The 25902-nt window shown below is 70.5% G+C and carries 21 protein-coding genes; 11 read left to right on the top strand and 10 right to left on the bottom strand.

Annotated features, from left to right (window positions below):
- Positions 1–33 precede the first annotated feature (33 nt).
- A complete protein-coding gene (locus C8E87_RS36365) occupies positions 34–858 on the bottom strand; it encodes an NAD(P)H-binding protein (RefSeq protein ID WP_133877927.1) in 825 nt (274 codons plus the stop codon).
- Positions 859–940: 82 nt separating this feature from the next.
- Between C8E87_RS36365 and C8E87_RS36360 the strand changes: the two genes are divergently transcribed.
- Positions 941–1645: a TetR/AcrR family transcriptional regulator gene (locus tag C8E87_RS36360; RefSeq protein ID WP_133877926.1), complete on the top strand. Its 705-nt coding sequence runs from the start codon at positions 941–943 to the stop codon at positions 1643–1645.
- 581 nt (positions 1646–2226) lie between these two features.
- Here the strand turns inward: C8E87_RS36360 and C8E87_RS36355 are convergent.
- The 4 genes from C8E87_RS36355 to C8E87_RS36340 form a co-directional block, all read right to left on the bottom strand.
- Positions 2227–2442 (bottom strand): hypothetical protein, encoded by a 216-nt coding sequence (locus C8E87_RS36355; protein WP_133877925.1) that lies wholly within the window; start codon positions 2440–2442, stop codon positions 2227–2229.
- An 850-nt stretch (positions 2443–3292) separates the two neighbouring features.
- Positions 3293–4732, bottom strand: a complete 1440-nt coding sequence (locus C8E87_RS36350) for an NB-ARC domain-containing protein (protein ID WP_133877924.1) — start codon at positions 4730–4732, stop codon at positions 3293–3295.
- Positions 4733–5367: 635 nt separating this feature from the next.
- Entirely contained in the window at positions 5368–5973 is a 606-nt protein-coding gene (locus tag C8E87_RS36345) for a TetR/AcrR family transcriptional regulator (RefSeq protein WP_307870661.1), read from the bottom strand.
- 22 nt (positions 5974–5995) lie between these two features.
- The gene (locus tag C8E87_RS36340) at positions 5996–7588 is read right to left on the bottom strand and encodes an MFS transporter (RefSeq protein ID WP_133877922.1); all 1593 of its coding nucleotides are present in this window, start codon (positions 7586–7588) and stop codon (positions 5996–5998) included.
- A 170-nt stretch (positions 7589–7758) separates the two neighbouring features.
- Here C8E87_RS36340 and C8E87_RS36335 point away from each other — a divergent pair, with 170 nt between their 5' ends.
- Complete coding sequence (locus C8E87_RS36335; protein WP_133877921.1) at positions 7759–10008, top strand: putative bifunctional diguanylate cyclase/phosphodiesterase; 2250 nt, start codon at positions 7759–7761, stop codon at positions 10006–10008.
- Here the strand turns inward: C8E87_RS36335 and C8E87_RS36330 are convergent.
- Positions 10005–11273: an acetyl-CoA C-acetyltransferase gene (locus C8E87_RS36330; RefSeq protein WP_133877920.1), complete on the bottom strand. Its 1269-nt coding sequence runs from the start codon at positions 11271–11273 to the stop codon at positions 10005–10007. The genes C8E87_RS36335 and C8E87_RS36330 overlap by 4 nt on opposite strands.
- A 74-nt stretch (positions 11274–11347) precedes the next feature.
- Between C8E87_RS36330 and C8E87_RS36325 the strand changes: the two genes are divergently transcribed.
- The 4 genes from C8E87_RS36325 to C8E87_RS36310 are packed head-to-tail and all read left to right on the top strand — an operon-like array spanning position 11348 to position 16215.
- Positions 11348–12676: a 3-oxoacyl-ACP reductase gene (locus tag C8E87_RS36325; protein ID WP_133877919.1), complete on the top strand. Its 1329-nt coding sequence runs from the start codon at positions 11348–11350 to the stop codon at positions 12674–12676.
- Between the two features lie 4 nt (positions 12677–12680).
- Complete coding sequence (locus tag C8E87_RS36320) at positions 12681–13472, top strand: MaoC family dehydratase (protein ID WP_133877918.1); 792 nt, start codon at positions 12681–12683, stop codon at positions 13470–13472.
- A gap of 38 nt (positions 13473–13510) precedes the next feature.
- Positions 13511–14722, top strand: coding sequence for an acyl-CoA dehydrogenase family protein (locus tag C8E87_RS36315; protein ID WP_133877917.1), 1212 nt, complete (start codon positions 13511–13513; stop codon positions 14720–14722).
- Positions 14722–16215 (top strand): AMP-binding protein, encoded by a 1494-nt coding sequence (locus C8E87_RS36310; RefSeq protein WP_133877916.1) that lies wholly within the window; start codon positions 14722–14724, stop codon positions 16213–16215. The genes C8E87_RS36315 and C8E87_RS36310 overlap by 1 nt, the downstream gene beginning before the upstream one ends.
- Before the next feature lie 5 nt (positions 16216–16220).
- Here the strand turns inward: C8E87_RS36310 and C8E87_RS36305 are convergent, their stop codons facing one another.
- Positions 16221–16436 carry a CDGSH iron-sulfur domain-containing protein gene (locus tag C8E87_RS36305; RefSeq protein ID WP_133877915.1) on the bottom strand — a complete coding sequence of 72 codons (216 nt, stop codon included), beginning with the start codon at positions 16434–16436 and terminating at the stop codon, positions 16221–16223.
- A gap of 75 nt (positions 16437–16511) precedes the next feature.
- Between C8E87_RS36305 and C8E87_RS36300 the strand changes: the two genes are divergently transcribed.
- The 3 genes from C8E87_RS36300 to C8E87_RS36290 all read left to right on the top strand — a co-directional run bounded on the left by C8E87_RS36300 (position 16512) and on the right by C8E87_RS36290 (position 19413).
- Positions 16512–17507 (top strand): iron-containing redox enzyme family protein, encoded by a 996-nt coding sequence (locus tag C8E87_RS36300; RefSeq protein ID WP_133877914.1) that lies wholly within the window; start codon positions 16512–16514, stop codon positions 17505–17507.
- Between the two features lie 9 nt (positions 17508–17516).
- A complete protein-coding gene (locus C8E87_RS36295) occupies positions 17517–18347 on the top strand; it encodes an MBL fold metallo-hydrolase (RefSeq protein WP_133877913.1) in 831 nt (276 codons plus the stop codon).
- Positions 18348–18453: 106 nt separating this feature from the next.
- The gene (locus tag C8E87_RS36290; RefSeq protein WP_203720569.1) at positions 18454–19413 is read left to right on the top strand and encodes a DUF2332 domain-containing protein; all 960 of its coding nucleotides are present in this window, start codon (positions 18454–18456) and stop codon (positions 19411–19413) included.
- Between the two features lie 271 nt (positions 19414–19684).
- Here the strand turns inward: C8E87_RS36290 and C8E87_RS36285 are convergent, their stop codons facing one another.
- Positions 19685–19948: a Rossmann-fold NAD(P)-binding domain-containing protein gene (locus C8E87_RS36285; RefSeq protein ID WP_203720568.1), complete on the bottom strand. Its 264-nt coding sequence runs from the start codon at positions 19946–19948 to the stop codon at positions 19685–19687.
- Between the two features lie 2628 nt (positions 19949–22576).
- Here C8E87_RS36285 and C8E87_RS36280 point away from each other — a divergent pair.
- Together C8E87_RS36280 and C8E87_RS36275 are read left to right on the top strand one after the other, a co-directional pair.
- The gene (locus C8E87_RS36280; RefSeq protein WP_239080085.1) at positions 22577–22993 is read left to right on the top strand and encodes an MmcQ/YjbR family DNA-binding protein; all 417 of its coding nucleotides are present in this window, start codon (positions 22577–22579) and stop codon (positions 22991–22993) included.
- A 329-nt stretch (positions 22994–23322) separates the two neighbouring features.
- The gene (locus C8E87_RS36275; RefSeq protein WP_133877912.1) at positions 23323–23802 is read left to right on the top strand and encodes a GvpU-like protein; all 480 of its coding nucleotides are present in this window, start codon (positions 23323–23325) and stop codon (positions 23800–23802) included.
- Positions 23803–23804: 2 nt separating this feature from the next.
- Here C8E87_RS36275 and C8E87_RS36270 read toward each other — a convergent pair whose 3' ends face one another.
- Both C8E87_RS36270 and C8E87_RS36265 read right to left on the bottom strand, forming a co-directional pair.
- Positions 23805–24698 (bottom strand): DUF5995 family protein, encoded by an 894-nt coding sequence (locus C8E87_RS36270; protein WP_133877911.1) that lies wholly within the window; start codon positions 24696–24698, stop codon positions 23805–23807.
- Positions 24699–24767: 69 nt separating this feature from the next.
- Entirely contained in the window at positions 24768–25856 is a 1089-nt protein-coding gene (locus C8E87_RS36265) for a M20/M25/M40 family metallo-hydrolase (RefSeq protein ID WP_133877910.1), read from the bottom strand.
- Positions 25857–25902 lie beyond the last annotated feature (46 nt).

Here is a 25902-nt window from a genome sequence, read left to right as displayed (position 1 = left end):
TCCGGTGGGCGCGGACGGCGGAAAGGTGGCCCGCTATCTGCTTTCGATCACCGTACGGGCCGGGGTCGCCGGGCGGCCCAGGACCTGCTCGAGGGTCGGGTCGGTGACGGCGAACTCGCCGCGCCGGGCCGCCCGGAACATCCCGAGCGTGAATTCCGCCGCGGCCTCGGGCATCCCGCCCCGGACGGCGGCGGCCTTCCACTCGTCGTCGCCGACGGTCACATGGGTCAGCCCCGCGATCTTGGCGATGTCCGCGAAGTCGAGCAGTTCGGGGGCGGTCAGCGGGGGCGAGACGCCGTCCAGCACGCCGTCGACCAGAGCGGTTGCCGCCACCGCGGCCAGGTCGTCGTGGGTGGTCCACGAGAACGGGCCGTCCTCGGGGACGACGAGCCGATCCTGGGCGGATGCCAGGTAGTAGCCGATCGTGCCGGCGTAGAACCCGTTGCGCAGGGCCGTGAACGGCACCCCGGTCGTGGCCAGGTAGTCCTCGGTGGCCGCGTGCGTGAGCTGCGGCGCGAACAGCGACGTGTGCGACGCGGCCTGGTGGCTCGTGTAGAGGATCCGGCCCGCTCCCGCGTCGCGCGCCGCGTCGATGGCCGCCTTGTTGGCCTGCACGGCGGCCGGGCCGGCGATCGCCGCCGAGATCACGAGGACCTGGCCGGCGCCCTCGAACGCGTGAGCCAGGCTGCCGGGGTCGGTGAAGTCGCCCTGCCGCACCCGTACACCCCGGACGGCCAGGGGTTCGGCCTTGCTGACGTCGCGGACGCTCACCGCCACCTCGTCGGCCGGAAGCCGGGTGAGAACGAGGTCGACGATGCGGGAGCCGAGCTTCCCGGTCGCACCGGTAATGACGATCATGACGCCTCCTGTTTCCGTTGATACGACACGAACGTTATCACTGTTTCGGCAGGCGCTAACAGGGGGCTGTTAGCATCGCTTCATGCAGGTTCGTGACGACCACCGCGCCGCCATCGTCGAGGCGGCCACCCGTCTCCTCCGTTCACAGGGCACCCGGGCGGTGACCACACGGGCGGTCTCGGAACTGGCCGGGGTGCAGGCGCCGACGATCTACCGCCTGTTCGGCGACAAGGACGGCTTGATCGACGCGGTCGCCGAACACGTCATGGCCACCTACGTCGACACCAAAGCGGCGAATCCGGGCGGCGACGATCCCGTGGCCGATCTGCGCGCCGGCTGGCAAGGGCACATCGATTTCGGGCTGGCCAACCCGGGCCTGTTCGCGCTGCTCAACAACCCCGAGCGCGCGAGCCGCTCGCCGGCGACCGCCATGGGCCTCCGGGTGTTGCAGGCCCGCGTACGCCGTTTGGCCGAGGCGGGTTTGCTGCGGGTGGACGAGGACCGCGCCGTGGCGATGATTCACGCCGCCGGCACGGGGACTGTCCTGGCCCTGCTGGGCATGCCGGCCGAGAGCCGCGACGCCCACCTGCCCGACGCCATGTTCAACGCCGTCGCCGCCGCCATCCTGACGCCGGCCCCCGTGCCGGCGTCAACAACAGCCGACCCGGGCGCGGTGGCCGTGACGTTCCGAACCGTCCTGCCAGACCTGCCGGCCCTGACGCCGGCCGAGCGCGCCGTGATGGCGGAGTGGCTGACCCGTTCCCTGACCCAGCTCCAAGACAGCTGACCAGCAACCCTGTCACCCGGCGATGCCCTCCATCCGCAACGCCGTCGTGTTGAGGCGATCAACGACATGTTGACCTGTTGACTCCCCCATCAACATTGAGCAGCCTCATCAACATTGCCGTGATCCCGTCGACGCTCCGATCAACGTTGATTCCGCTCTTCAACTTCGAGCCCGCCACACAACCAGCGACACACCGCTCAACTCGTCGTGGACCGCGCCCTGCCCCCGGCCACCCCGATCCCGGCCCTCAACACCGAACCCGCCACACCACCAACGACACCGCTCAACTGGTCGTGGACCGCGCCCTGCCCCCGCCCACCCCAATCCCGGCCCTCAACACCGAACCCGCCACACCACCAACGACACCGCTCAACTGGTCGTCGACCGCGCCCTGCCCCCGCCCACCCCAATCCCGGCCCTCAACACCGAACCCGCCACACCACCAACGACACCGCTCAACTGGTCGTCGACCGCGCCCTGCCCCCGGCCACCCCAATCTCGCCCTCAACACCGAACCCGCCACACCACCAGCGACACACCGCTCAAGTGTTGATCCTGTGCACCAAGGTTGATCAAGCCCTTCAGATCGGGAGATCGACGTGACCGGGGTTTGCCGCGAACGCGACGTATTCATCGCGCTCCGGAACAAAAGCCATGAAAACCCGAGCACGGCACCGGCTCAGCCACTCGACAACCTCATGCCGCGAGCCGGTGACATCGACATAGTCCCCGGCATTCTCGGCCTCGCCCTGCCAGATCGCCGTGAAGACCCCCGGCTCGAGCAACGTGACGAACACGGTTCCCGTCCCGTCGGGCGGAGCACCCATAACAGACCTCGTCCCTCGCGCCCTGCGGCCTGACCTCGCACTGTCATCCTGCAACCCGCCTGCCCAGGCTGATTGCGGTTCTGTGCAGGAAGCTACGGACGGCCCGACAACTACGCCTACGGACTCGGCCGGGGTCGGACCAACATCGTGAGCAGACCCCAGGTCAGCTGCGTAAGCGCCCGCAGAGCGCACGCACCAACATTGGGCTCGCCACTCAACCAGCGATACACCAATCAACCGCTGATCCCGCCCATCAACATTGAGCTCGCCGCTCAACCCCAGCGACGCTCCGATCAGCTGTTGAACTTGTCTCGTCAACGTTGATGCCGCTGTCCAGCACTGGTCGAGCCTTGAGTGGAACCCATCGCATTGAGGTCGCTCAACTGGCGGTGGGTCCGAACTGCCGTCGAGCGTGCTGTCCAGCACTGATCAAGCCCTGAGCGCACCCATCGCATTGAGATGGCACAACTGGCGGTGGGTCCGAACTGCCGTCGAGCGTGCTGTCCAGCACTGATCAAGCCCTGAGCGCACCCATCGCATTGAGATGGCACAACTGGCGGTGGGTCCGAACTGCCGTCGAGCGTGCTGTCCAGCACTGATCAAGCCCTGAGCGCACCCATCGCATTGAGGTCGCTCAACTCGCGGTGGCTCCGAACTGCCGTCGAGCGTACTGACGACGTTGAACCCGACGTACAGCTCCGGGTCGCGGCCCGTCAACCCTTGAGGGAGCCCGTCAACCGTGGAAGGGGCCCGTCAACCGTCGAAGGGACCCGTCAACCGTTGGTTGGGCGGACAGGCGTCACTCCGTCGGACCCGTGTCCTACGTGGGGGACGCTATCGGGCCGGCTTCGGTGGAGCGCTGGTGCAGGCGGGCGGCGTGGGAGGGCCAGCCTTCGGCGGCGGCGAAGTCGGCTGCCGCCGACAGGTCGGCTGGGTCTTCGGCAGCGGTCAGCAAGTGGTCCAGCAGGCGGGTCAGGGCGGCCCGGCGGTCGGCCCGGCGGTCCTCGTCGGCCGAGCGGCCCGCGGCGTAGACGCGCACCAGGTCGTGGACCGACCAGCGGCCGGGGGTCGCGGGCCGGATCAGGTGGTGCCGGGCGAGCTCGCGCAGCTGTTCCTGGGCGCAGGCGCCGGTCAGGGCCTTGGCGGCGTACGTGTCGAACGTCCGCGCCGGGTGGTGGGCCAGCAGGCGGAGCAGTTCTCGGGCTCGGGGAGTCAGGTTGCGGTAGGACACGTCGAGGGCCGCCTGCACGCCGGGGTCGAGGCGGCCTGTGCGGCGGCGCTCGGCCAGCCAGTCGGCGTGGTCCGTGAGGGTCCAGCCAGGGCGTTTGCGCATGTGGCCGGTGACCAGCGAGAGGGCCAGTGGCAGGTAGCCGCACGTGCGGGCGATGCGGTCGAGGGCGGCGGGGTCGGGACCGGCCGGAATGCCGGGCACCGCGGTGCGCAGGAACGCTCGCGCCTCGGACGGGGTGAACACGTCGACGGGGACGTGCAGGGCCTCGGTCAGATCGTCGAGGCTGCGCCGGGTGGTGATCACCGTGGTGCTGCCGGGGACGCCGGGCAGCAGGGGCCGCACCTGGGCCTCGTCGGCCGCGTCGTCGAGCAGTATCAGGGTGCGGACGCCGGTCAGGCGCAGGCGGAACGCCGTGGTGCGGGCGGGCAGGTCGTGCGGCACGTGCTGGCCGGCCATGCCGAGCAGCCGCAGGAAGCCGTCGAGGACCGCGCCGGGCTCGACCGGGGGCTGGTCGGGGTGGCAGCCCCGCAGGTTGACTGCGAGGACCCGGTCGTACGGGGTGTCCGCCGCCAGCGTGTGGGCCAGGTGCACGGCGAGGCGTGTTTTGCCGGCGCCGGCCATGCCCGCGAGCACGGTCAGCGCGGCGGGTGCGACGGTGGTGCGGCCGATGTAGCCGGGCGGGTCGTCGGGCAGCGTGTTCAGCACGCGGACCTGGGCGTCGGGGCGGGATTCGCCGCTGACCACGCGCAGCGCCTGCCGCCACTGGGTGGTGTAGCCGACGTCGGCGTGCAGGGCCTCGACGACGGCGACGACCAGGTCGGGGTCGAGGCGGCGGCGGCCGGCGCGGAAACAGTCGACCACCGTGGTCTTGCCGACCTGCTCACCGACGGGGCGTACGGCGTTGACGCGGGCGGCGATCGTCTCGTACGACGGGTTGCCGGCCCAGGTCTTGAGCAGGCGCAGGCAGCCGGTGACCTCGTCGAGGGTCCGGGCCTGGCCGGGGTCGGGCAGCACGGCGAACTGCGACACGGCGGCTCCCGCGGGGGTCGGGACGTCGAACGTACGACACTAGCCGGTTCGGCAGCGGCGGGATGTCAGCGGATGGACAACGCCGGCCGGTTGCGACAGACCCGATACCCAGGAAACGACCAGCTCGAAGGGGCCGGCCGCGCCCCGGGTCGAACCGGCAGCTCCGGGCCGGTTCCGCAACGGGCGTACGTTGGGACGGGTCTCCGATGCCGGAACGGCCGGGCGGGTTCCGCCGAACGTACAGGGGGCGGATCAGACATCCGGATTCGTTCGGATTCCGCATACGGAGGGCGAATGTGCCGCAGAGTAGTTGGTGCCGGACGGATCCGATAACGGGGGGTCGTTCCCGCACGGGGGCGTGAGCGACACGGACCCGGCCGACGAGCACCGGGCGTGGCTGCCTCTGAGGCCCACGCCCGGTTCTCTGTCCATGGATGTCGCGGCGCGCCACACAAAACATGCCGCAGTCAGCCCGCCGCGCCGCGAGCAGGCCTGCGCCGGCGCAAGCCCGCGAGCGCAAGAAAAGCAAGAAAAGCAAGAAAAGCAAGAAAAGCAAGAACACGACGCCGCACCGCGCGCAAGAAAAGCGTCCCAAGACAAGCGTCCCAAGAAAAGCATGGGACGCCGCGCCGCGATCAGGCCGCCGCGCCGCGCAGAACCCCGTCGACCAGCTTCTCGACGAAACCTTCGGCCGGCACCCGCGGCTCCCACTGGAACAGCCCGTGCATCATCGACGGCCCGGTCAGCATGAGCAGGGCGAGCTCGACGTCGAGGTCGGCACGCAGCTCCCCGGTCTGGATGCCGCGCCGCAGCACCGCGCGCATCAGGTCACGTCGCGGCTCGACGACGCCCTTGTACATCTGCAGAATCGAGTCGTCGCGGAGCAGCTCGGGCAGCAGGCACGCGGTGACCTTGCTGTAGCCGCGCGAGTGGCCGCTGCGGTTGGCCGTGATCAGGGTGATCAGGTCGTCGCGGACGGACTCGCCGGCCAGCGTCGGCAGCGGGCCCTTCATGGCCGCGACGGCGTCGATGACCAGGGCCTCCTTGTTGGGCCAGCGGCGATAGATCGTCGCCTTGCCGACCCCGGCCCGCGCCGCGACCGCCTCGATCGAGATGGCGGCGACGGTCTGGCCTTCGCTGAGCAGTTCGAGCACGGCGCGCAGAATCGCCTCGTCGGCCTGGGCGTTGCGGGGCCGGCCGGGAGCTTTGCGCTCCTGGCCGGCCAACGAGGCTGTGGTCATGGCGTTCATTGTTACCGACGCGTCACGCTTCGACCAGCTCGACGCCTTGTTCCTCGGCCAGGCCCTCGCTGGAGGTCGGCTCCGGGGCGTCGGCCGGGCGTTTGCCGGGCAGCCAGAGAAGGGCCACCACGGCGCCGAGCACGGCGAAGACCGCCGAGCCGATCGAGGCGTAATGCATGGCGTCGAGGAAAGCGGCGTTCGCCGACGAGATCAGCTGCGGCGCGGCCGCGCCGGCCTGTTCGGCGACCCCGTACGCCCCGGAGATCGACTCGCGGGCGGCGTCGGCGGCCGGGCCGGGCAGCGCGTCGGTCACGCCGCCGAGGTTGGCGCGGTAGACCGAGCTGAGCACGGCGCCGAGGACGGCAACGCCGAGGGCGCCGCCGAGCTGGCGGATCGTGTTGCTGACGGCCGAGCCGACACCGGCCTTCTCCCGCGGGAGCGCCGACATGATCGATTCGGTGGCGGGCGGCATCACGTTGGCCATGCCCACGCCCATCACGAAGAACGCGGCGCCGACGAGCCAGATCGGGGTGTCCTGCCCGATGAAGATCCAGATCGACAGGCCGGCCGCGACCAGCAGCAGGCCGACGGTGCTGACCAGCTTGGGGCCGAACCGCTTGACCATGGCCGCGCTGCGCGGGGCGAAGACCATCTGGGCCACCGCGAACGGGACGAACAGGGCGCCCGAGGCGAGCGGGCCGTAGTCGCGGACCAGCTGCAGGTAGAACGCGCCGAAGAACATCGAGCCCATGGCCGCGAAGAACACCAGGCCGATCACGCCGGTCGAGGCCGAGAAGGTGCGGTTGCGGAACAGCCGCACGTCCAGCGACGGGAATTCGGTGCGCAGCTCCCAGGAGACGAACGCGACGAGCACGACCGCGGCGCCGGCGAGGGCCCCCCACGACGCCGGATCACCGAACCCGGCCTCGCCGCCTTCGATCACCCCGTACGTGAGCAGGGTGAGCCCGACGATCGAGAGCAGGACGCCCGGGATGTCGATGCGGTTGGGCTTGGGGTCGCGTGACTCGGGCACCAGGAAGTTGACCAGGAACACCCCGGCCAGGGCGACCGGCACATTGATCAGGAACACCGAGCCCCACCAGAAGTGCTCGAGCAGCAGGCCGCCGACGATCGGGCCGATGGCCACGCCGAGACCGACGGCGCCGGCCCAGATGCCGATGGCGCGCGGGCGTTCCTGCGGGGTGAAGACGTTCGCGATGATCGCGAGGGTGGCCGGCATGACGGCGGCGGCGCCCAGGCCCATCAGCGCGCGGGCCGCGATCAGCTGGTTGGCCGTCTCGGCGTAGCTGGAGATGAGCGAGGCCAGCGCGAAAACCGTGAGGCCGGTGATCAGGGTTACCCGGCGGCCGAGGCGGTCGGCCAGGATGCCGGCGGTGAAGAGCAAACCGGCGAAGACCAGGGTGTACGAGTTGATCGCCCATTCGAGTTCGCTCTGCGTGGCCCCGAGGCCGTGCTCGGGGTCGGCGATCGTGCGGAGCGCGACGTTGAGGATCGTGTTGTCGAGCACGACCACCAACAGGCTGATGACCAGCACGCCGAGGATGACCCAGCGCCGAGGGTGACCGGCCGGCGCGGTCGTTGTTCTTGAATCCATCGGGCGTTCCCCCATATTTCGAAACGGAACTGTTCCGTATCCGAGGAGCACGCTAGTCCGCCGCAATGCGAAACGGAACGTCTCCGTATCGAATGTGTCGGCGGTCACTGCACCCGTCGCGCAACCCGGCGACCCGACGCGGGGCAACCGGTCGCCGAGATGGTGGAGAAATGACTGGGACGAGCACGCTCCTCGGCTGGCTGCCCGCCGGTGGAGGGCTGCGCCGCGAGGACTGGGCGGGCCGACATCGGCTGATGACCAGGTTGCTCGCCCTGAGCATGGCCGCCCTGGTCGTCTACGGCGCGCTCACCGATGGGCTGCACAACTGGAACCTCAGCACCTGGCTGCTGCTGCTCATGCCGCCGTGCGTGGTGGCTGCCGTCCGTCTGCCCGGCCACCGCCTCCCGTCGATCTTCGTCTCGTTCGGCTTCACGCTCGCCTGCGCCGCCTTCGTGGCGATGACCCACGGCCGCACCGAGGCTCACTTCACGTTCTTCATCGCGGTCGCCGCGCTCGCCCTCTATCGCGACTGGGCGCCGTTCGGCGTTTTCCTCGCCGCCACCACGGTCCACCACGGGCTCTTCGGCCTGCTCGAACCCGGACTGACGTACGGGCATCACGCCGCGCAGACACACCCGCTGTTCTGGGCCCTCGTGCACGGCGTGGCCGTCCTGTTCGCCGCCGCGTTCCAGGTGATCGCGTGGCGGCTGACCGAGGCCGAGGAGCGGCGCGCGCAGGACAACCTGGACGAGAGCCAGGCCCAGCTCAGCGTGGCGTTCGACGCGACACCGGTGCCGATGGCGATGCTGGCGCCGGACGGCCGGATCCTGCGGACGAACGCGGCCTACCGCGCCTGGTTGCACCTGCCCGCCGTGTTGCCGGCCGGGTACCGCGTCACCGACCTGCCCCTCGAGGCGCTCGACGGGGCCGCGAACCCGATGACGGAGCACCTGCAGGAGGAGGACGGCTCCTCGGTCCTGCTGCGCAACTACCGCCGTACGACCGACGGCGAGCAGCTGTGGGTCGAGATCCACGGCACCAGCGTGTACGACAAGAAGGGCGAGCTGCGCCTGATCTTCGTGCACTGCCTGGACGTCACCGCGAGCCGCCGCCACCAGGAGGAACTGCAGGACCAGGTACGCCACGACGCGCTCACCGGGCTGCTGTCACGCTCGGCCTTCGAGCACGACCTGGCGGCCCGGCTGGACTCCGGCGCGCCGGTCAACGTGCTCTACATCGACGTCGACCGCTTCAAGTCGATCAACGACGGCTCCGGGCATGCGGTCGGCGACGAGCTGCTGCGCGCGCTGGCCGTCCGCCTGCGCGGCTCGGTGCCCGTCGGCTCGCTGGTGGCCCGTCTGGGCGGCGACGAGTTCGTGGTGGCGCTGGGCGGCTCCCCCGCCGCCGGCGCCGAGGCCGGTCAGGCCGTGCTGGCCGCGTTCGCCGAGCCGCTGCGGCTCGGCGGCGGCCACCTGCAGGTCTCGCTGAGCCTCGGGCTGGCCACCGGGCAGGGCGAAGGGCAGGCCGACGACACGGTGCTGGCCGCCGACACCGCCATGTACGCGGCCAAGCGGGCCGGCGGCAACCGGATGCACGCGTTCAGCGACGACATGCGGGTCAAGGTGCGCGAGCGCCTCGACGCCGAGGCCCGGCTGCGCGATGCCCTGGCCGGCGACCCGGTCGAGACGCTGCCCGTCTGGTTCCAGCCGATCGTCTCAGCCGCGACCGGCGAGATCACGGGCGCCGAGGCCCTGGTGCGCATGCGAGCGCCTTCGGGCGAGATCCTCGGGCCGGGCCACTTCATCCCGGCCGCCGAGGAGACCGGCCTGATCGTGCCGCTCGGCGAGCACGTGATGCGCCGGGCCGTGCTCCGCCTGATCGAGTGGGACGAGCACCTGGGCTACGTGTCGGTCAACGTGAGCCCGCGGCAGCTGGCCGAGGCCGGGTTCGTGCCGATGCTGGCCAACCTGCTCGCCGCGCACCCCGAGCTCGATTCGTCCCGGCTGGTCATCGAGATCACCGAGACGGCGCTGCTGGGCTTCTCGGTCGACGTCCGCGAACGCCTCGCGATGATCAAGGCCCTGGGCGTACGCATCGCGCTCGACGACTTCGGCACGGGGTACAGCTCGCTGACCTGGCTGCAGTCGGTGCCCGCGGACGTCGTCAAGCTCGACCGCTCGTTCGTGGCCGGGCTCGCCGCCGACCCGCGCAAGGCCTCGATCATCCAGGCCGTGCTCTGGCTGGCCCGTTCGCTGGGCATGACAGTGGTGGCCGAGGGCGTCGAGGAGCCGGCCGACTGGCACGCCCTGCGAAACCTGGACTGCCCGTCGGCGCAGGGCTACCTGTTCGGCAAGCCGCTGCCGCCGGCCGAGTTCGCAGCCACCCTGGCCCCGCGACGCATCGTGGAGCAGGCTGCCTAGCGCTCGAGGATGGCGACGACGCCCTGGCCGCCCGCGGCGCAGATCGAGATGAGGCCGCGGCCGGAGCCCTTCTCGGCCAGCAGCTTGGCCAGGGTGGCGACGATCCGCCCGCCGGTGGCCGCGAACGGGTGGCCGGCGGCCAGCGACGAGCCGTTGACGTTGAGCTTCGCCCTGTCGATGGAGCCGAGCGGGGCTTCGAGGCCGAGCTTCTCCTTGCAGAACTCGGGCGACTCCCACGCGGCGAGGGTGGCGAGCACCTGCGACGCGAACGCCTCGTGGATCTCGTAGTAGTCGAAGTCCCGCAGGGTCAGGCCGTTGCGGGCCAGCAGGCGCGGTACGGCGTACGCGGGGGCCATCAGCAGGCCCTCGTCGCCGTGCACGTAGTCGACGGCCGCGGTCTCGCTGTCGGTCAGGAACGCCTGCGGCGCCAGCCCGTTCTCGGCCGCCCACTCCTCCGAGGACAGCAGCACAGTGGACGCGCCGTCGGTCAGCGGGGACGAGTTGCCCGCGGTCATGGTGGCGTCGGTGGTGCCGAAGACCGGCTTGAGCTTGGCCAGTTTCTCCAGGCTGGTGTCGGCGCGCAGGTTCTGGTCGCGCGTCAGCCCCAGGTAGGGCGTCAGGAGGTCGTCGAAGAAGCCCCGCTCGTACGCGGCGGCCAGGCGCTGGTGCGAGGCGAGCGCGAGCTCGTCCTGCGCGTCGCGCCCGACGTTCCAGCGCAGCGCGGTGACGGCGGCGTGCTCCCCCATCGACAAGCCCGTACGCGGCTCGGCGTTGCGCGGGATGTCGGGCTTGAACGCCAGCAGCGGGTTGAGCCGGGCCGCCGCGCGCAGCCGGTCGGGCAGCGTACGGGCCCGGTTGAGGTCCAGCAGGGCGCGGCGCATGTCGTCGTTGAGCTGCAGCGGCGCGTCCGATGTGGTGTCGACGCCGCCGGCCACGCCCACGTCGATCTGGCCCAGGGCGATCTTGTTGCCGACCAGGATCGCCGTTTCGAGTCCGGTGCCGCAGGCCTGCTGCACGTCGTACGCGGGGGTGCGTGGGTCGAGGCGGGAACCGAGCACCGTCTCGCGGGTCAGGTTGAAGTCGCGCGAGTGTTTGAGCACGGCGCCCGCGACCACCTCGCCGAGGCGGCGGCCGGCCAGCCCGTACCGCGCGACCAGGCCGTCGAGGGCGGCGGTGAGCATGTCCTGGTTCGAGGCCTGGGCGTAGCGGCCGTTCGAACGGGCGAACGGGATCCGGTTTCCACCCAGCACAGCGACGCGGCGCACGGCAGCCTCCCACGGGGTCGGTCACATTACCGTCGAGTAGCTTACCAACGCGGGGGCCGAGTAGGCTGCGGCGCATGGGCGACAGGTACGCGAGCTTCGCGAATTCCGGTCCCGGGCGGGGCCTGGTCAAGCGGCTGGGGCTGCCCGACCCGCCACGGCTGCGGCGCTACCGGCCGGGTGACCCGCTGACCGAGGGTCCGGTGCTACTGGGCGCGGCGCCGGGCGGCCGGCTCGGCGACCCCGTACGCAAGCTGCTGTCGGCGGCCGGGGTCGACGCGATCGACGAGCCCCTGGCCGACGGCGGGCACGGCGCGCTGATCTTCGACGCGACCGGCATCACCGGCACCACCAAGCTTTCCGAGCTGTACGAGTTCTTTCACCCAAACGCGCGGTCGCTGCGCCGATCGGGCCGGGTGATCGTGCTCGGCACCCCGCCCGGCAGCGCCGCCGGTGGCCCCGAGGCGACCGCGCAGCGAGCCCTGGAGGGCCTGACCCGCAGCATCGGCAAGGAGTTCGGGCGCGGCATCACGTCCCAGCTGGTGTACGTCGATCCCGGTGGCGAGGGCGCGCTCGAGTCGACGTTGCGTTTCCTGCTCAGCGGCCGGTCCGCGTACGTGTCGGGCCAGGTGATCCGGGTCGGCGCCGGGAACCCGCCCGCGCCTGCCGACTGGCAGTTGCCCCTGGCCGGCAGGACGGCGCTGGTCACCGGCGCGGCCCGGGGCATCGGCGCGGCCATCGCCCGGGTGCTCGCCCGCGACGGCGCCGACGTGATCGCGCTCGACGTGCCGCAGGCAGGCGACGCCCTGGCCGGCGTGGCCAACGACGTGCGCGGCCGGGCCTTCCAGCTCGACCTGACCGCTCCCGGGGCGGGCGAGCGGCTCGCGTCCTACCTCAGCGGCCCGCTCGACATCGTCGTGCACAACGCCGGCATCACCCGAGACCGCACGATCGCCAAGATGGACCCGGCGGGCTGGCAGTCGGTGCTCTCGGTCAACCTGGTCGCGCCCGAGCGGATCAACGAGGCGCTGCTGGCCAAGGATCTGGTCCGTTCCGGCGGCACGATCGTCGGGGTGGCCTCGATCGCGGGCATCGCCGGCAACCGCGGGCAGACCAACTACGCGACCAGCAAGGCCGGCGTGATCGGGCTGGTGCAGTCGAGCGCGCCCGGCCTGCTCGCCAAGGGCATCACGATCAACGCGGTGGCGCCCGGGTTCATCGAGACGGCCATGACGGCGAAGATGCCGGTGACGCTGCGCGAGGCCGGACGCCGGATGAACAGCATGGCCCAGGGCGGGCTGCCGGTCGACGTGGCCGAGACGATCGCGTGGTTCGCGTCGCCGGGGTCGGCCACGATCACCGGCAACGTCGTACGGGTGTGCGGCCAGAGCCTTCTGGGGGCGTGAGGTCATGCCGGGGACCACGCTGCGGGCGGCGTTGGGGCTCATCCCCCGCCACCGGCCCGGCACGCTGCCCGACCTGGAACTGGCCGACCGGGGCGTCACCGTCGACCGCGACCGCCTGGCCGCGTACGACCGGGTCTGTGGTTTTCGCCTGAGCGACCGGCTCCCGGCGACGTATCCGCACGTGCTGGCGTTCCCGCTCAGCATGCGGCTGCTCACCGATCCCGCCTTCCCGTTCCCGGCGATCGGGCTGGTCCACATCGCCAACACGATCACCTTGCGCCGCCCCATCGACGCGGGTGAGCGCTTGGATCTCGCGGTGCGCCCGGCCCACCTGCGTCCCCACGACCGCGGACGGCAGTTCGACATCGTGGCGAGCGCGCGGGCCGGCGACGAGACCGTGTGGGAGAGTGTCTCGACGTACCTGTCCCGCTCCGGGAACAGCGGCACGAAAGGCACGGGCAAGGAGTGGGAGCCGCCCGCCTCGACGGCCACCTGGCGGGTCCCGGCCCGCGTCGGCGTCGACTATGCCGCCGTGTCGGGCGACCGCAACCCGATCCACACGTCACGGCTCGGCGCGCGGCTGTTCGGGTTCCCCCGCACGATCGCGCACGGCATGTGGAGCAAGGCCCGCTGCCTGGCCGCGCTGGAGAACAGGCTGCCCGCGGCGTACACGGTGGACGTGCGGTTCAAGCAGCCGATCCTGCTTCCCGCGACCGTCCACTTCGCCTACGACGGCGACCGTTTCGACCTGTTCGGCAATCGGCCGCATCTTGCCGGGCACGTGACGCCTGCGTAATGTTACCGGCCAGTTAACCTGCGTGGAGGGGCGTCCGCATGGAGTTCTGGCTCGACCTCAACGAGGAGCAGACCGAGCTCCGCGACTGGGTGCACGGCTTCGCCGAGGGCGTGATCCGGCCCGCCGCCGCCGAGTGGGACGAGCGCGAGGAAACCCCCTGGCCGGTGCTGCAGGAAGCGGCCAAGATCGGGCTGTACGGGTTCGAGTTCCTGATCAACGCCTGGTCCGACGTGACCGGCCTGTCGTTGCCGATCGCCAACGAGGAGCTGTTCTGGGGCGACGGCGGCATCGGCATGGCCCTGTCCGGCACGTCCTTGGCGGTGGCCGCGATCTACGGGTCCGGCTCGCCCGACCAGCTCGTCGAGTGGGTCCCGCAGTGCTTCGGCGACGAGGCCGAGCCCAAGGTCGGCGCGTTCTGCTCGACCGAGCCCGAGGCCGGCTCCGACGTCGGCGCGATGCGCACCCGCGCGGTCTACCACGAGGCCACCGACGAATGGGTGCTCAACGGGCAGAAGGCGTACGCGACCAACGGCGGCATCGCCAACGTGCACGTCGTCACCGCCTCGGTCGACCCGGCGCTGGGCGCGCGTGGGCAGGCCGCGTTCATCGTGCCGCCCGGCACCCCGGGGCTCGTGGCCACGAAGAAGCTCAAGAAGCTGGGCCTGCGGGCCTCGCACACCGCTGACGTGTTCCTCGACGCCGTGCGGGTGCCGGGCAGCTGCTTGCTCGGCGGCAAGGAGAAGCTCGACGAGCGGCTGGCCCGGGCCCGCGAGGGCAAACGGGCGGCGGGCTCGGCTTCCATGCGTACGTTCGAACTGTCCCGCCCGGCCGTCGGCGCGCAGGCGCTGGGCATCGCGCGGGCCGCGTACGAGTACGCCCTGGAGTACGCGCAGAACCGGGTGCAGTTCGGCCGCCCGATCGTGGAGAACCAGGCGATCGCGTTCGCGCTGGCCGACATGCGCATGGAGATCGACGCGGCGCGGCTGCTGGTGTGGCGGGCGGCGTGGATGGGCCGCAACGACCGGCCGTTCAGCGCCGGCGAGGGCTCGATGTCGAAGCTCAAGGCGGGCGAGGTGGCCGTGGCCGTCACCGAGAAGGCCGTGCAGATCCTCGGCGGCGCCGGCTACCTGCGCGAGCACCCGGTCGAGCGGATGTTCCGGGACGCCAAGATCTACACCATCTTCGAGGGGACGTCGGAGATCCAGCGGTTGGTGATCTCGAGGGCCATCACCGGGCGGCAGATCCGCTGATGCTGTTCGTGGCGCGGACCATGGCACGGCGCGGGCTGCTCACGCCCGGGCCGCCGCACCGCGTCGCGCGGCAGCTCGCCGCCCTGCACACGTGGAAGTTCGGGTTGGCCGGGGAGCTGCGGCAGGCCGCCGCACGGTCGCCGGCCCGGGTTGCGCTGATCGACGAGGGCGGCGTGACCACGTACGGGGAACTGCTTGATCGCACGTCACGGCTGGCGGCGGCCCTGCCCGTCGAGCCCGGCGACCGGGTGGGGATCTTGAGCCGGAACTCGTCGGCCATGGTCGAGGCGCTGATCGCGGTGGCCACGCTGGGCGCCGATCCGGTGCTCATGAACACCGGGCTCTCGCCGGAACAGCTCGCCGCGGTGGCTCGTGACCAGCGGCTGGCGTTGATCTTGCACGATGCGTCTCTCGTCCCGCCGCCCGGCGTGCCGGCACTGCCGTTCGGGCAGATCGGATATGTCACCCCTCTGACGAAACCTCCGTCACGGCCGGGGCGCACGATCATTCTGACCTCGGGAACGACGGGCGTGCCGAAGGGGGCGCACCGGCCCACACCGGGCGGTTTCAGCCCGCTCTGCTCGATCATCGACCGGATCCCGCTGACCGCCGGCGTGCGCATGCTGATCGCCGCGCCGCTGTTCCACACGTGGGGCTATGCGGGCCTGCAGATCGCGCTCGCCCTGCGCGCCACCGTGGTGCTGCGGTCCCGGTTCGACCCGGCCGACACGCTCGACACGCTCGCCGACCAGGACTGCACGGCCATGATCGCCGTACCGGTGATGTTGCAGCGCCTCCTGGAGCAGCCGGCCCGTGAGGTGCCCCTGAAGATCGTCGCCGTCAGCGGCTCGGCGCTGCCCGGCGGGCTGGCCACCCGGTTCATGGACAGCTACGGCGACGTGGTCTACAACCTGTACGGCTCGACCGAGGCCTCGTGGGCGTCGATCGCGACCCCGGCCGACCTGCGCGCCGCGCCCACCACCGCCGGCCGCCCGCCGCACGGCACGATCGTCGCAGCGCTCGACGAAGACGGCCGGCCGGTTCCGCCGGGCACCCCGGGCAGGCTGTTCGTGGGCAACGAGATGCTCTTCGAGGGCTACACCAACGGCGCGGCCCGGGAACTGAACGGCGGGCTGCTGGCCACCGGCGACATCGGGCACCTCGACGAGGAGGGCCGGGTGTTCGTCGACGGCCGACAGGACGACATGATCGTGTCGGGTGGCGAGAACGTGTTCCCGTCCGAGGTGGAAGACCTGCTGGCCGCCCGGCCCGAGGTGCGCGAGGTCGCGGTGATCGGGGTGGCCGACGACCGGTACGGTCAGCGCCTGGCCGCCTATGTCGTGCTCCACGAGGGGGCCGAGCTCACCGCCGATGCCGTACGCGACCACGTGCGCGCCCGGCTGGCCCGCTTCTCCGTCCCCCGCGACGTCGTGTTCCTGCCCGAACTGCCCCGCAACGCCACCGGCAAGATCCTCAAGCGGGAGCTCGCCTGACCCGCTCAGCGCGGCGGCGGCGTCTCCCGTCCCGCCTCGGCGTGGAACCGGATCACCTTGTGGGTGCCGTCGCAGAAGGGCTTGGTGGCCGACTTGCCGCACCGGCACAACGCGATGGTGCCGCGGCCGGGTTCGATCGGCTCCCCGCCGGGGGTCTGCATCTCGAAGTCGCCCCGCACGATGAGCGGGCCGTCGGGGTAGGGAACAATCGTCGCGGACATGGCCGCCTGCATGCCCGGTGAGCTGCGGCTGAAACAGATCGTTTACGTGCCGCGCGGCAGGGAAGTTCAGCTGCCATGCAACTACCCGTGGCCCGCGGCCGTGTCTCCGCCGCCCTGATCGACGTGCTCAGCGGCCGGGCCGCCAAGCTTCCGGCCTTCGCCCGCTTCGACGGCGACGAGGACCTGCACCTGACCCTGTTCGTCTGCTACGAGCTGGCCTACCGCGGCTGGGACGGCGTCGACGACCGCTGGGAATGGGACCCGGGCATGCTGCGGCTGCGCAGCGCGGCTGAACAGAGGTTCCTTGATCACCTGTACGAGATGGCCGGGCCCCCGGAGCACGGCGTCGACCCGGCCTCGGTGCCGGAGCGGCTGTGCGAGATCGTCGAGGCCGACGACGGGCCGGCGCTGTCGAAGCACCTGCGCGGCCGGGCCACGTACGAGCAGTTCCAGGAGTTCGTGACCCACCGCTCGATCTACCACCTGCGCGAGGCCGACCCGCACACGTTCGCCATCCCGCGGCTGGGCGGGCGGGCCAAGGCGGCGCTGATCGAGATCCAGGCCGACGAGTACGGCGGCGGGGTCGAGCGGCGGATGCACCAGGAGCTGTTCAAGCAGACCATGCGGTGGTTCGACCTGGATCTCACGTACGGCGCCTACGTCGACTCGGTGGGGGCTCGAACCCTCGCGGTCAACAACGTGATGTCGCTGTTCGGGCTGCACCGGGCGCGGCGCGCGATGATCCTCGGGCACCTGGCCGCGTACGAGATGACGTCGTCGCTGCCGAACCGGGCGTACGGGAACGGGCTGCGCCGCCTCGGCGGGGACCCGGACGCGACCGCGTTCTACGACGAGCACGTGGAGGCGGACGCGGTGCACGAGCAGATCGCCGCCCACGACATGTGCGGCTCGTTCGCGGCGGCCGAACCCGGGCTCGCCGGCGACGTGCTGTTCGGCGCCAAGTGCGCGCTGGCGGTCGACGCGTGGTGGGCCACCGGGGTGCTGGACGCGTGGAAACGCAACACGTCATCGCTTCGGGCCGCGACGGTTGAGGCCGGGCTGGCCGGGTAGTCGTCAGCGATGCAAGCCAGTGTCACGTTCGTCGGCAACGCCACCACCCTGCTGCGGCTGGGCCAGTTCACGCTGCTCACCGATCCCGCTTTCGGGCCGGCGGGCAGCCGTGTCCACCTGGGATACGGGGCGTGGACCAAACGCGTACGGGATCCTGCCCTTGACGTCCTGAGCGGCGTGACCGTCGACGCCGTCGTGCTGTCGCACCTGCACAGCGACCACTTCGACCCGGCCGCCCGCCGATGGGTGGAGCCGACCCTGCCGATCCTGACCACCCCGCAGGCGAGCCGGAAACTGCGCCGCAAGCGTTTCCTGTCCGCCCGCGGGCTGCCGCCCTTCGAGTGTCACGAGTGGACGCGCGACCGCCAGCGCCTGCGGGTGACCGCGGTGCCGGGGCGGCACGGTCCCGGGGTGGTGAACCGCCTGTTGCCCGACGTGATGGGCTCGGTCATCGAACTCGAACTCGACGGGCGCCTGGCCACCCGCGTCTACATCACGGGCGACACGCTGATGCACGACGTGCTCGAACAGGTGCCGCGGCGCTTCGGCGACATCGACGCGATGCTGATCCACCTGGGCGGCACCCGGCTCGCCGGCCTGCTGCTGACCATGGACGACCGGCACGGCGTGGAGCTGACGAGGCTGATCCGGCCCGCCCTCACCGTCCCGATCCACTTCGACGACTACCAGGTCATGAAGTCGCCGCTGTCCGACTTCGTGACCCGCGCCGAACAGCAGGGGCTCACCGGCATCACCCCGATCGGCCGGGGCAAGACGCTCACGCTGCCCGTGCGGCCGGGCAGCCCCGGGCTCAGCCGACCCCACAACCGAGCGGCCTGACAGATCTCTTCGCCAGAATGCCAGTTGCACACCAAGCATCCGTCAGTCCTGCCCAATGAGCAGATTTTCCCGTTGAGCACATGGGACCGGATGGGATCATGCCGGGATGATCACCACCGCTGACTGGTACCTCGACTTCGCGGAACGCCAGGCGCGGGGCAGCTCCCCCGCCTACGAGCGTCTGGCCCGTGAGGTCGCCGAGGACGACGAACTGCTCGCCCTGCTCGACACCCTCCCCCATCCCAAACGCCAGCCCAACCTGCTGCTCGCGGTCGTCCGCCTGCTGGGCGGTCCCGTCACCGGCTTCCCAGCCTTTCGCGCGTACGTGACCAAACGCTGGACGGACATCGAGCCGGAACTGCGCCGCCGCGCCACCCAAACCAACGAGATCGGCCGTTCCGCCCTGCTCCTGCCGGTGCTGAGCGCCCTCCCCCAGCCGCTGGCCCTGCTGGAGGCCGGCGCCTCGGCCGGCCTGAACCTCTACCCGGACCGTTACTCCTACGACTACGACGGCACCCGGCTGGGCAGTTCCGGGCCCGTCCTCACCTGCCACCTGACCGGCCGCACACCACCGGCCACGCTGCCCACCGTGGTCTGGCGGGCCGGCCTCGACCTGAACCCGCTGACGATCACCGACCCCGGCGACCGGGCCTGGCTGGAGGCGCTGATCTGGCCGGAACACCACCGTCGCCGCTCCAACCTGGCGGCCGCCGCCTCAATCGCCGCGGCCGACCCGCCCCGGCTCGTCCGCGGGGACCTGGTCGAGGATCTGCCGGCCCTGGCCGCCTCGGCGCCCCCGGACGCGACCCTGGTGGTCTTCCACACGTCGGTGCTGTACCAGGTTCCGCCGGAACGACGGGCCGCGTTCGCCGCGCTGGTCGGCACGCTGCCGGGGCATTGGCTGGCGGTGGAGGATCCGGAGATCTTCGGTCACCCCACGCCGCCGCCGGGTGACGGGCGGCACAAGAACGTGCTCTCGCTGGACGGTACGCCGCTGGCCTGGACCGAGGGCCATGGCCGGAGTCTGAGCTGGTTCGGGCCGCTTTCTGCCGCCTCTGCCCAGTAGCCTGCGCTTCCTGCCGGCTCCGGCCCCTTTTCTACCGGCTCTGCCCAGTAGCCTGCGCTTCCTGCCAGCTCCGGCACCTTTTCTACCGGCTCTGCCCAGTAGCCTGCGCTTCCTGCCAGCTCCGGCCCCTTTTCTACCGGCCCTGCCCAGTAGCCTGCGCTTCCTGCCAGGTCCGGCACCTTTTCTGCCGACTCGGGACGCTTTCGCTGTCTCCAGCCATATTCTTGCTATTACCGGCCATTTTCTCTGGTTCCGGCCATTTTGCCTGGATCTAGCACCGTTCTGCCGACGCTGGCACCTTTTCACCGACTCTGGCACCCTTTTGCCGGCTCCGGCCCGCAACCCAAGCCGTCTCCCAGCTCTGGTTGGCTGCCCGGACGAACACCTCGCCGACGGCGACCCGGCGCCTGCTGGTGACGATGAAAGCGACGGCGTCGGCAATGCCCTCCGGCCGCAGCCGCTCGATCATCGCGACCTGCGATCGAGCCCCGGCGCGCAGCTCCTCGCGGGTGTGTGAGGCGAGCTCCTCGTTCACGTTCCCCGGTTACACAACGCTGACCCGTACGCAGCGGGGCTGCATCACCCGACGCAAAAACTCGGGTCGGCATCCCTTCCCGGTTCGTTGCCGCCTTCGATCTGCCGTTTTTCGACGCGGCACGAGACAGGATGTCCCCTTATGATCGACGCGTTCGTAAACAGTCGCCGACAATCCGCCTATCCAATATGGCATGATCGAGTACTGACATTCGAGCTCCACGGTGCGAGACAATTCATGCATGGGCCAGTTGTCATTGTTCACTCGCGCCGAAACCGCCGCCATGCGCGACCGGACCCGGGCGCGAAACTACTCCCCGGAAATGGACGAGTTCCGGCGGATACACAAGCGACAACGCGACTGGGGATTACGCCGCCGACACGCCGAAAAGCTACGCCACCTCAGCGAAAGCGGCAAACAACGGTCGCCGGATTCCGTCATCAGTCCCGCGCTCCCCGCCGCTCCGAGCCGGCCACCAGCTCGAGTCCCCACCCGAAGCGGACGCGCTGCCGCCCAGCCATCGCCCGCTCTCAGCCGGCCCACGGCCACGCGTCGCCCCACAGGCCGCCCAGTTCCACGTCCTCCGACGCCAAGCCCGCGAGCCACTTCGCCCCGCACGCTGCCGACTTCAAGCCGACCGACGAGCCCACAAGCCCGGACAGCCCCCATAAACCCACCAGCGTGGCGCGCGCAGTCCCAGTCCCAGTCCCACCGTCTCGCGACGAGAGCCGCCGGCGCACCCAGCACGGCGGACCAACCACCAGACCAGCCTCACCACCGACAACCAAGCGCCCGGTGCCCAACCCGCCCGCGCATCCACAACCGCGAACCAACCGCCGAGCCCAGGTCACCACCGACAACCGCGCACCCAACTGCCCGCGCGTCCCACAACCTGATCCGATGGTCAATTCGGCCTTACCACCGCAATCCCAGACTCGAGGGCTGGATTCTATTCGCCCCCGTGACGGGCCCGAGCTGCCGAACCAGCAACACGACCGCCCAGTACAAGCCTGGGCGCCGTTCGTCCAAGCCCTCAGGCCCACCACCTCGGCCGCCCGCCCCCACATGGTCCACATGCAGATCCACATGCGTCCGCGGGGGAGCACCCCGCAGAACCTCCACCCGCAGATACGTGTCCCCAGCCGGCGCCGCTTTCAACGACCCCCTTACCAAAACCATGAGCGCCCGCCCGCGGTCACCAAGCCGGGGTCAGGGGCTGCACCGCCGATCGGCATCACGGCTCCCGCCCGACGAAGTCGTGATGACAAACGCGCAACCCTCGGCGTCAAGGCCACCGGCGAGCTGGGTCGCGCTGCCCGCCCCGGGAAAGGTGGTCACGCCAGCGTCAGGGGCCGCATCGCCAATCGGCATCACGGCTCCCGCCCGACGAAGTCGTGATGACAAACGCGCAACCCTCGGCGCCAGGGCCACCGGCGATCTGGGTCGCGCTGCCCGCCCCGGGAAAGGTGGTCACGCCAGCGTCAGGGGCCGCATCGCCAATCGGCATCACGGCTCCCGCCCGACGAAGTCGTGATGACAAACGCGCAACCCTCGGCGTCAAGGCCACCGGCGATCTGGGTCGCGCTGCCCGCCCCGGGAAAGGGGGTGAGGACAGCGGCCGTCAAAACCGTGTTCGTCCGGCGTGGCGGCAGGCATGCGCTCGTTGCATTTTAATGAAGAAGTGTGGGCACTCTTTGGTTGTGGTTACGGTGACACTCAATGCCGTAATCAGGCTTCGGCTCGCTGCAACTCATCATTCTGTGGTCAAGGTCAGAGCAAGCCAAAAGCACGAGTCTCCACCTGGCTGACGAGGTCCAGGAGTAATTGATCTTTTCTTACTGGGCCCTCCCCGCCCACCCAGGGGGCTGGCCATAAATTACGCCATCCGGTGGGACGGAAATGGGTTGTCCACAGGGTCTGGGCCGTGACGCTGCTGACATTTTGAGCGTGTGGGATCTGCGCGACGACGTGGCCCGAGAGCTGACGGTCCGGCTGGCAGCGCCGGCGGTCCAGCAACGGCCAGGACACGGCCGGCGGCCAGGACGAGCAGCGGTCGGCAAACGGCCAGCGAGCAGCATACGAGCGGCGATCGCCACACAGCCAGCAAGCAGCACACGAGCGCCGGCCGGCACACGGCCAGCGGCGGCCACAAAGCCAACGATCGGCACACGGCCAGCGGCCGCCACACAGCCAGCGATCGGCCCACGAGCGGCGGCCAGCAGCGTGAGGAGGGCGGCGCGGATGTCAGTCGCTTCGTCGGTCATGAGCGGGGCGAGTGGGAGGGGTCGATCATTCGGGATGGCTGCGGTCGTGAGCGGGCCGCGTTCGGGATCGCTGCGTTCGTCAGCGGGCCGTGTTCGGGATCGCTGCGTTCGTCAGCGGACCGCGCTCGGGTCGGGGGCGTTCGTCAACGGACCGTGCTCGGGATCGCTGCGGTCGTCAACGGACCATGCTCGGGTCGGGGGCGTTCGTCAACGGACCGTGCTCGGGATCGCTGCGGTCGTCAACGGACCGCGCTCGGGTCGGGGGCGTTCGTCAACGGACCGTGCTCGGGATCGCTGCGGTCGTGAGCGGACCGTGCTCGGGTTGGGGGCGGTCCATTTCCCGGGCGGGGATTAGGGTGTTGTGGTGTCCACTGACGACGAGCGGGCGGCTCGGGTTGAGGATGTGCGGGCGTTGGCTCTGGCCATGCCTGATGTGGTGGTCAGCGAGGGCGACTATCCCGGCTTTTCGGTCGGGGGTAAGGCGTTCGTCTTCTTTCGCGGGCCCCGGAAAGATGCGTTCGACCCGGAGACGGGCGAGCTGTACACCGATGTGATTGCGTTTCACGTCGAGTCGGAGGAGGACAAGCAGGCTCTCGTGCGGGATGAGAGCACGCCGTTCTTCACCACGCCGCACTGGAACGGGTATCGGGCCGTGCTGGTGCTGGGCCGCGACATCGGGCGGCTCAGCCGGGGTGAGCTGGCCGAGATCGTACAGGACGCGTGGCTCGCCCGGGCGCCGAAACGAGCGGTCAAGGCGTGGCTGGCCCGCGCACAGGAATGACCCGCGCGTCGGAGCTGCACCATGTCCGATATCAGCAGCCCGGCGTAACCCGCCCTCGCGGCAGAACGAGGCGACGGGAAGGCGCGACTGGAAGGCACGACAGAACGACGCGACAGCACGACGTGACAGGAAGACGCGACAGAAGGACGCGACAGGAAGACGCGACAGAACAACGCGACAGAACGACACGGCAGCACGACACGGCAGCACGAAACGGAACGAACAGCACGGCGTGATCGGCCTGCGCCCCGGACGAGCGGCCAGGCGACGGCAGGGCGAAACCGGCGATAACGGCCCGTCGACGGGGAAGCGGATCATAGGGTTGACTCATGCTGGATCCGATGCTTGAGGGCGCCGCGCCCCAGGTCAGCTGGGCCGAGCCGGACGGTGTGCTCGGTACGTACGTGGCGCAGATGGACCGGCTCACCGAGGCCGTCGACCCGGGTGTGCCGTTGAGCCTGACCGTGCACGGGCTGCTGGTCAGCGGGGAGCTGATCCCCCAGTGGCAGTGGTTCGCCGAGGTCAGCGAGCTCAACGACCACGAGGACGCCTTTTATGTGGGCACGGCCGAGCATGTCAAGGAACAGTCGGACCTGGCCCACGACGCCGTCCGGATCCGGGACACCGGTGGGGAGATCACACACCGGCAGTATTCGGCGCTGATGGCTCCGACCCGCTACATCCATCTGCGGAACGCGCGCGTCCACAGCCCGGGCATGCACCTGGGGGAAGAGGGCACGCTGTGGCGTGGCCGGCTCGCCGACGTCTCGGGGTGGACACCGGGCACAACGGCGTCGGCGGAGGACTGACCTCAGGCCGCGAAGCGGCGGCGTAGGCGACGCCACCCGCCGCCCGCGCCGTTGACGATGCGGTCGCCGATGATGACCCATTCGGCCAGCAGGGAGGCGGCTCTGTCCATCGTGCGGCGGGCCTGTTCGAAGTCGTCGCCGTCGTGGCGGAGTTCCCACAGGTCGCGGGCCTGGTCCCAGGCGCGGGCGCGGGTCACGGTGACCAGCACCCGCTGGCTCCAGTCGTCGAGGCCGCCGACGAACTCGTCCAGCTCCAGCTGCCACTTCGTCGAGAAGCCGCGGCGCAGGGGCGGGATCTCCTCGTAGAAGATCTCGTTGACCAGCAGGTAGTCGGGGTGGATGGCGTCGTCCAGCGGCGCGCCCGTCTCGTTCCACGTGGCGATCAGGGCCAGCGCCAAGTCGTGGTTGATGTGCGCGTTGACGCCGAGCATGGCCGCGATCAGGCGGCTCATCTTCGTGTCGCCGGCCCGCTTGAACAGGACCTCCCAGACGTCGGGGGTGTCCTCGTCGTCGTTGTTCCACAGCCCCAGCGCGTCGAAGTAGCGCTTGGCGAACTCGATGTCGAGCAGTTCCAGGAACTCGGGTTCGTTGACGCCGGTCAGGATGGCCAGCTCGACCCGCCGGGTGATCTTGAGGTAGAGCTCGTTGAACGCGGACACCCTGTTCTTCGCCGGGCTCGGCGGCAACTCGTCCAGGACGGCCTGCAGCGCGACAAGCTTGGCGACGACCGCCCCGATGCTCTGCGGGTGGCCGTCGAGCACCTCGGTCACCTTGTCCCGCAGCGGATGCCAGCCGCGGCCCGCCGGAATCTCCAGTGCCGACAGTTCCAGACGCTTCGTACGCAACAGCTCGGCGCTCCCCCGCGCGAGCTCGCGATCAAACCCCGTGCCAGTCATGCCGAGCAGTGTTCGCTTCCGAACGGGCTCGCACCACCTCCTTGTCGGCTAACCGTCGCGCGACATGGCTCACACAGTGGACAGACCGCCGCCCAGCAGCGCCTCCAGCAGCACCGTGCGGTCGGCGATGCCCTGCGCCGACACCCATTCGTGGCGGGCGTGCGCTCCCCCGCCGGGTGGGGCCAGTCCGTCGACCGTGGGCTTGCCCATAGCGCCCGTGGTGTTGGTGTCGGCAGCGCCGTCGGCCGGCCGTCCGTCGAGCGTCTGACCCACGCCGGCGGCCACCTCGGCGATGCACGCGAGCAGGGCGGTGGTGGGTTCGGACTCGCGCCACGTCGGCCGGTGAGCCAGCAGCGTCGTTTGAAGACCAGCCCTTTCCCGTACGGGGGAAAGCCTCTGCAACGCACCCAGCACAGCGCTCTCGTCGCCGGGTGCCACGAACCGCAGCCCCAGGTCGGCGTGGGCGCGCCCGGCGACCACGTTGGTGCGCCCGCCGCCGCTGATCGTGCCCGCGTTGCACAGCACCGGCCGGTCCGCGACGAGCGCCCGCACCCGCACCAGCTGGTCGACCAGCTCGTCGATGGCGTTGACCCCGGCGTCCGGGTCGAGCGCGGCGTGCGCCTCGATGCCGGTGACCTCGATGCGGGCGCGTGTGCTGCCGCGACGGCCGGTCTTCAGGTCGCCGCCCGGGTGCGGGGGTTCCATGCCGAGCACGGCGGCGGCCCGGGCGGCCTCGGCGCGCACCAGGTCACCCGCGGTGGGCGAGCCGATTTCCTCGTCGGCGACCACGATGACCCGTACCTCGGGATGGTCTTGATCGGAGGCCCGCAGACGGGTGACGGCGGCCAGCAGCGCGACCAGGCCCGATTTGGTGTCGTAGACGCCGGGGCCGCGCACGGTGTCGCCGTCGACCGACCACGGCATCGACGCCAGCGTGCCGACCGGCCAGACGGTGTCGTAATGGCTGAGCAGCAGCAGCTCACCGCCGGTGACACCGCGCGCGGGCAGGGTCCAGAGCAGGTGATCGAGTTCCCGCGTGGTCGCGAACCCGGCCTCGGACGCGTCCGCCTCGAGCACCTCGGCCAGGGCCGCGAGCGCTCGGGTGTCCCCGGTCGGCGACTCCAGGCCGGTGTAGTGACGGAGCTTGTCGAGCGACATATACGAACGCTAAGTTCGATGCCGTACGTTGTCAACGCGGGTATAT

The organism is Paractinoplanes brasiliensis (genome assembly GCF_004362215.1).
In the GTDB taxonomy this organism is placed as follows: Bacteria; Actinomycetota; Actinomycetes; order Mycobacteriales; family Micromonosporaceae; genus Actinoplanes; species Actinoplanes brasiliensis.
The sequence above is the reverse complement of the archived record's forward strand: the minus strand, read 5'-3'. Positions and strand labels throughout refer to the sequence as shown.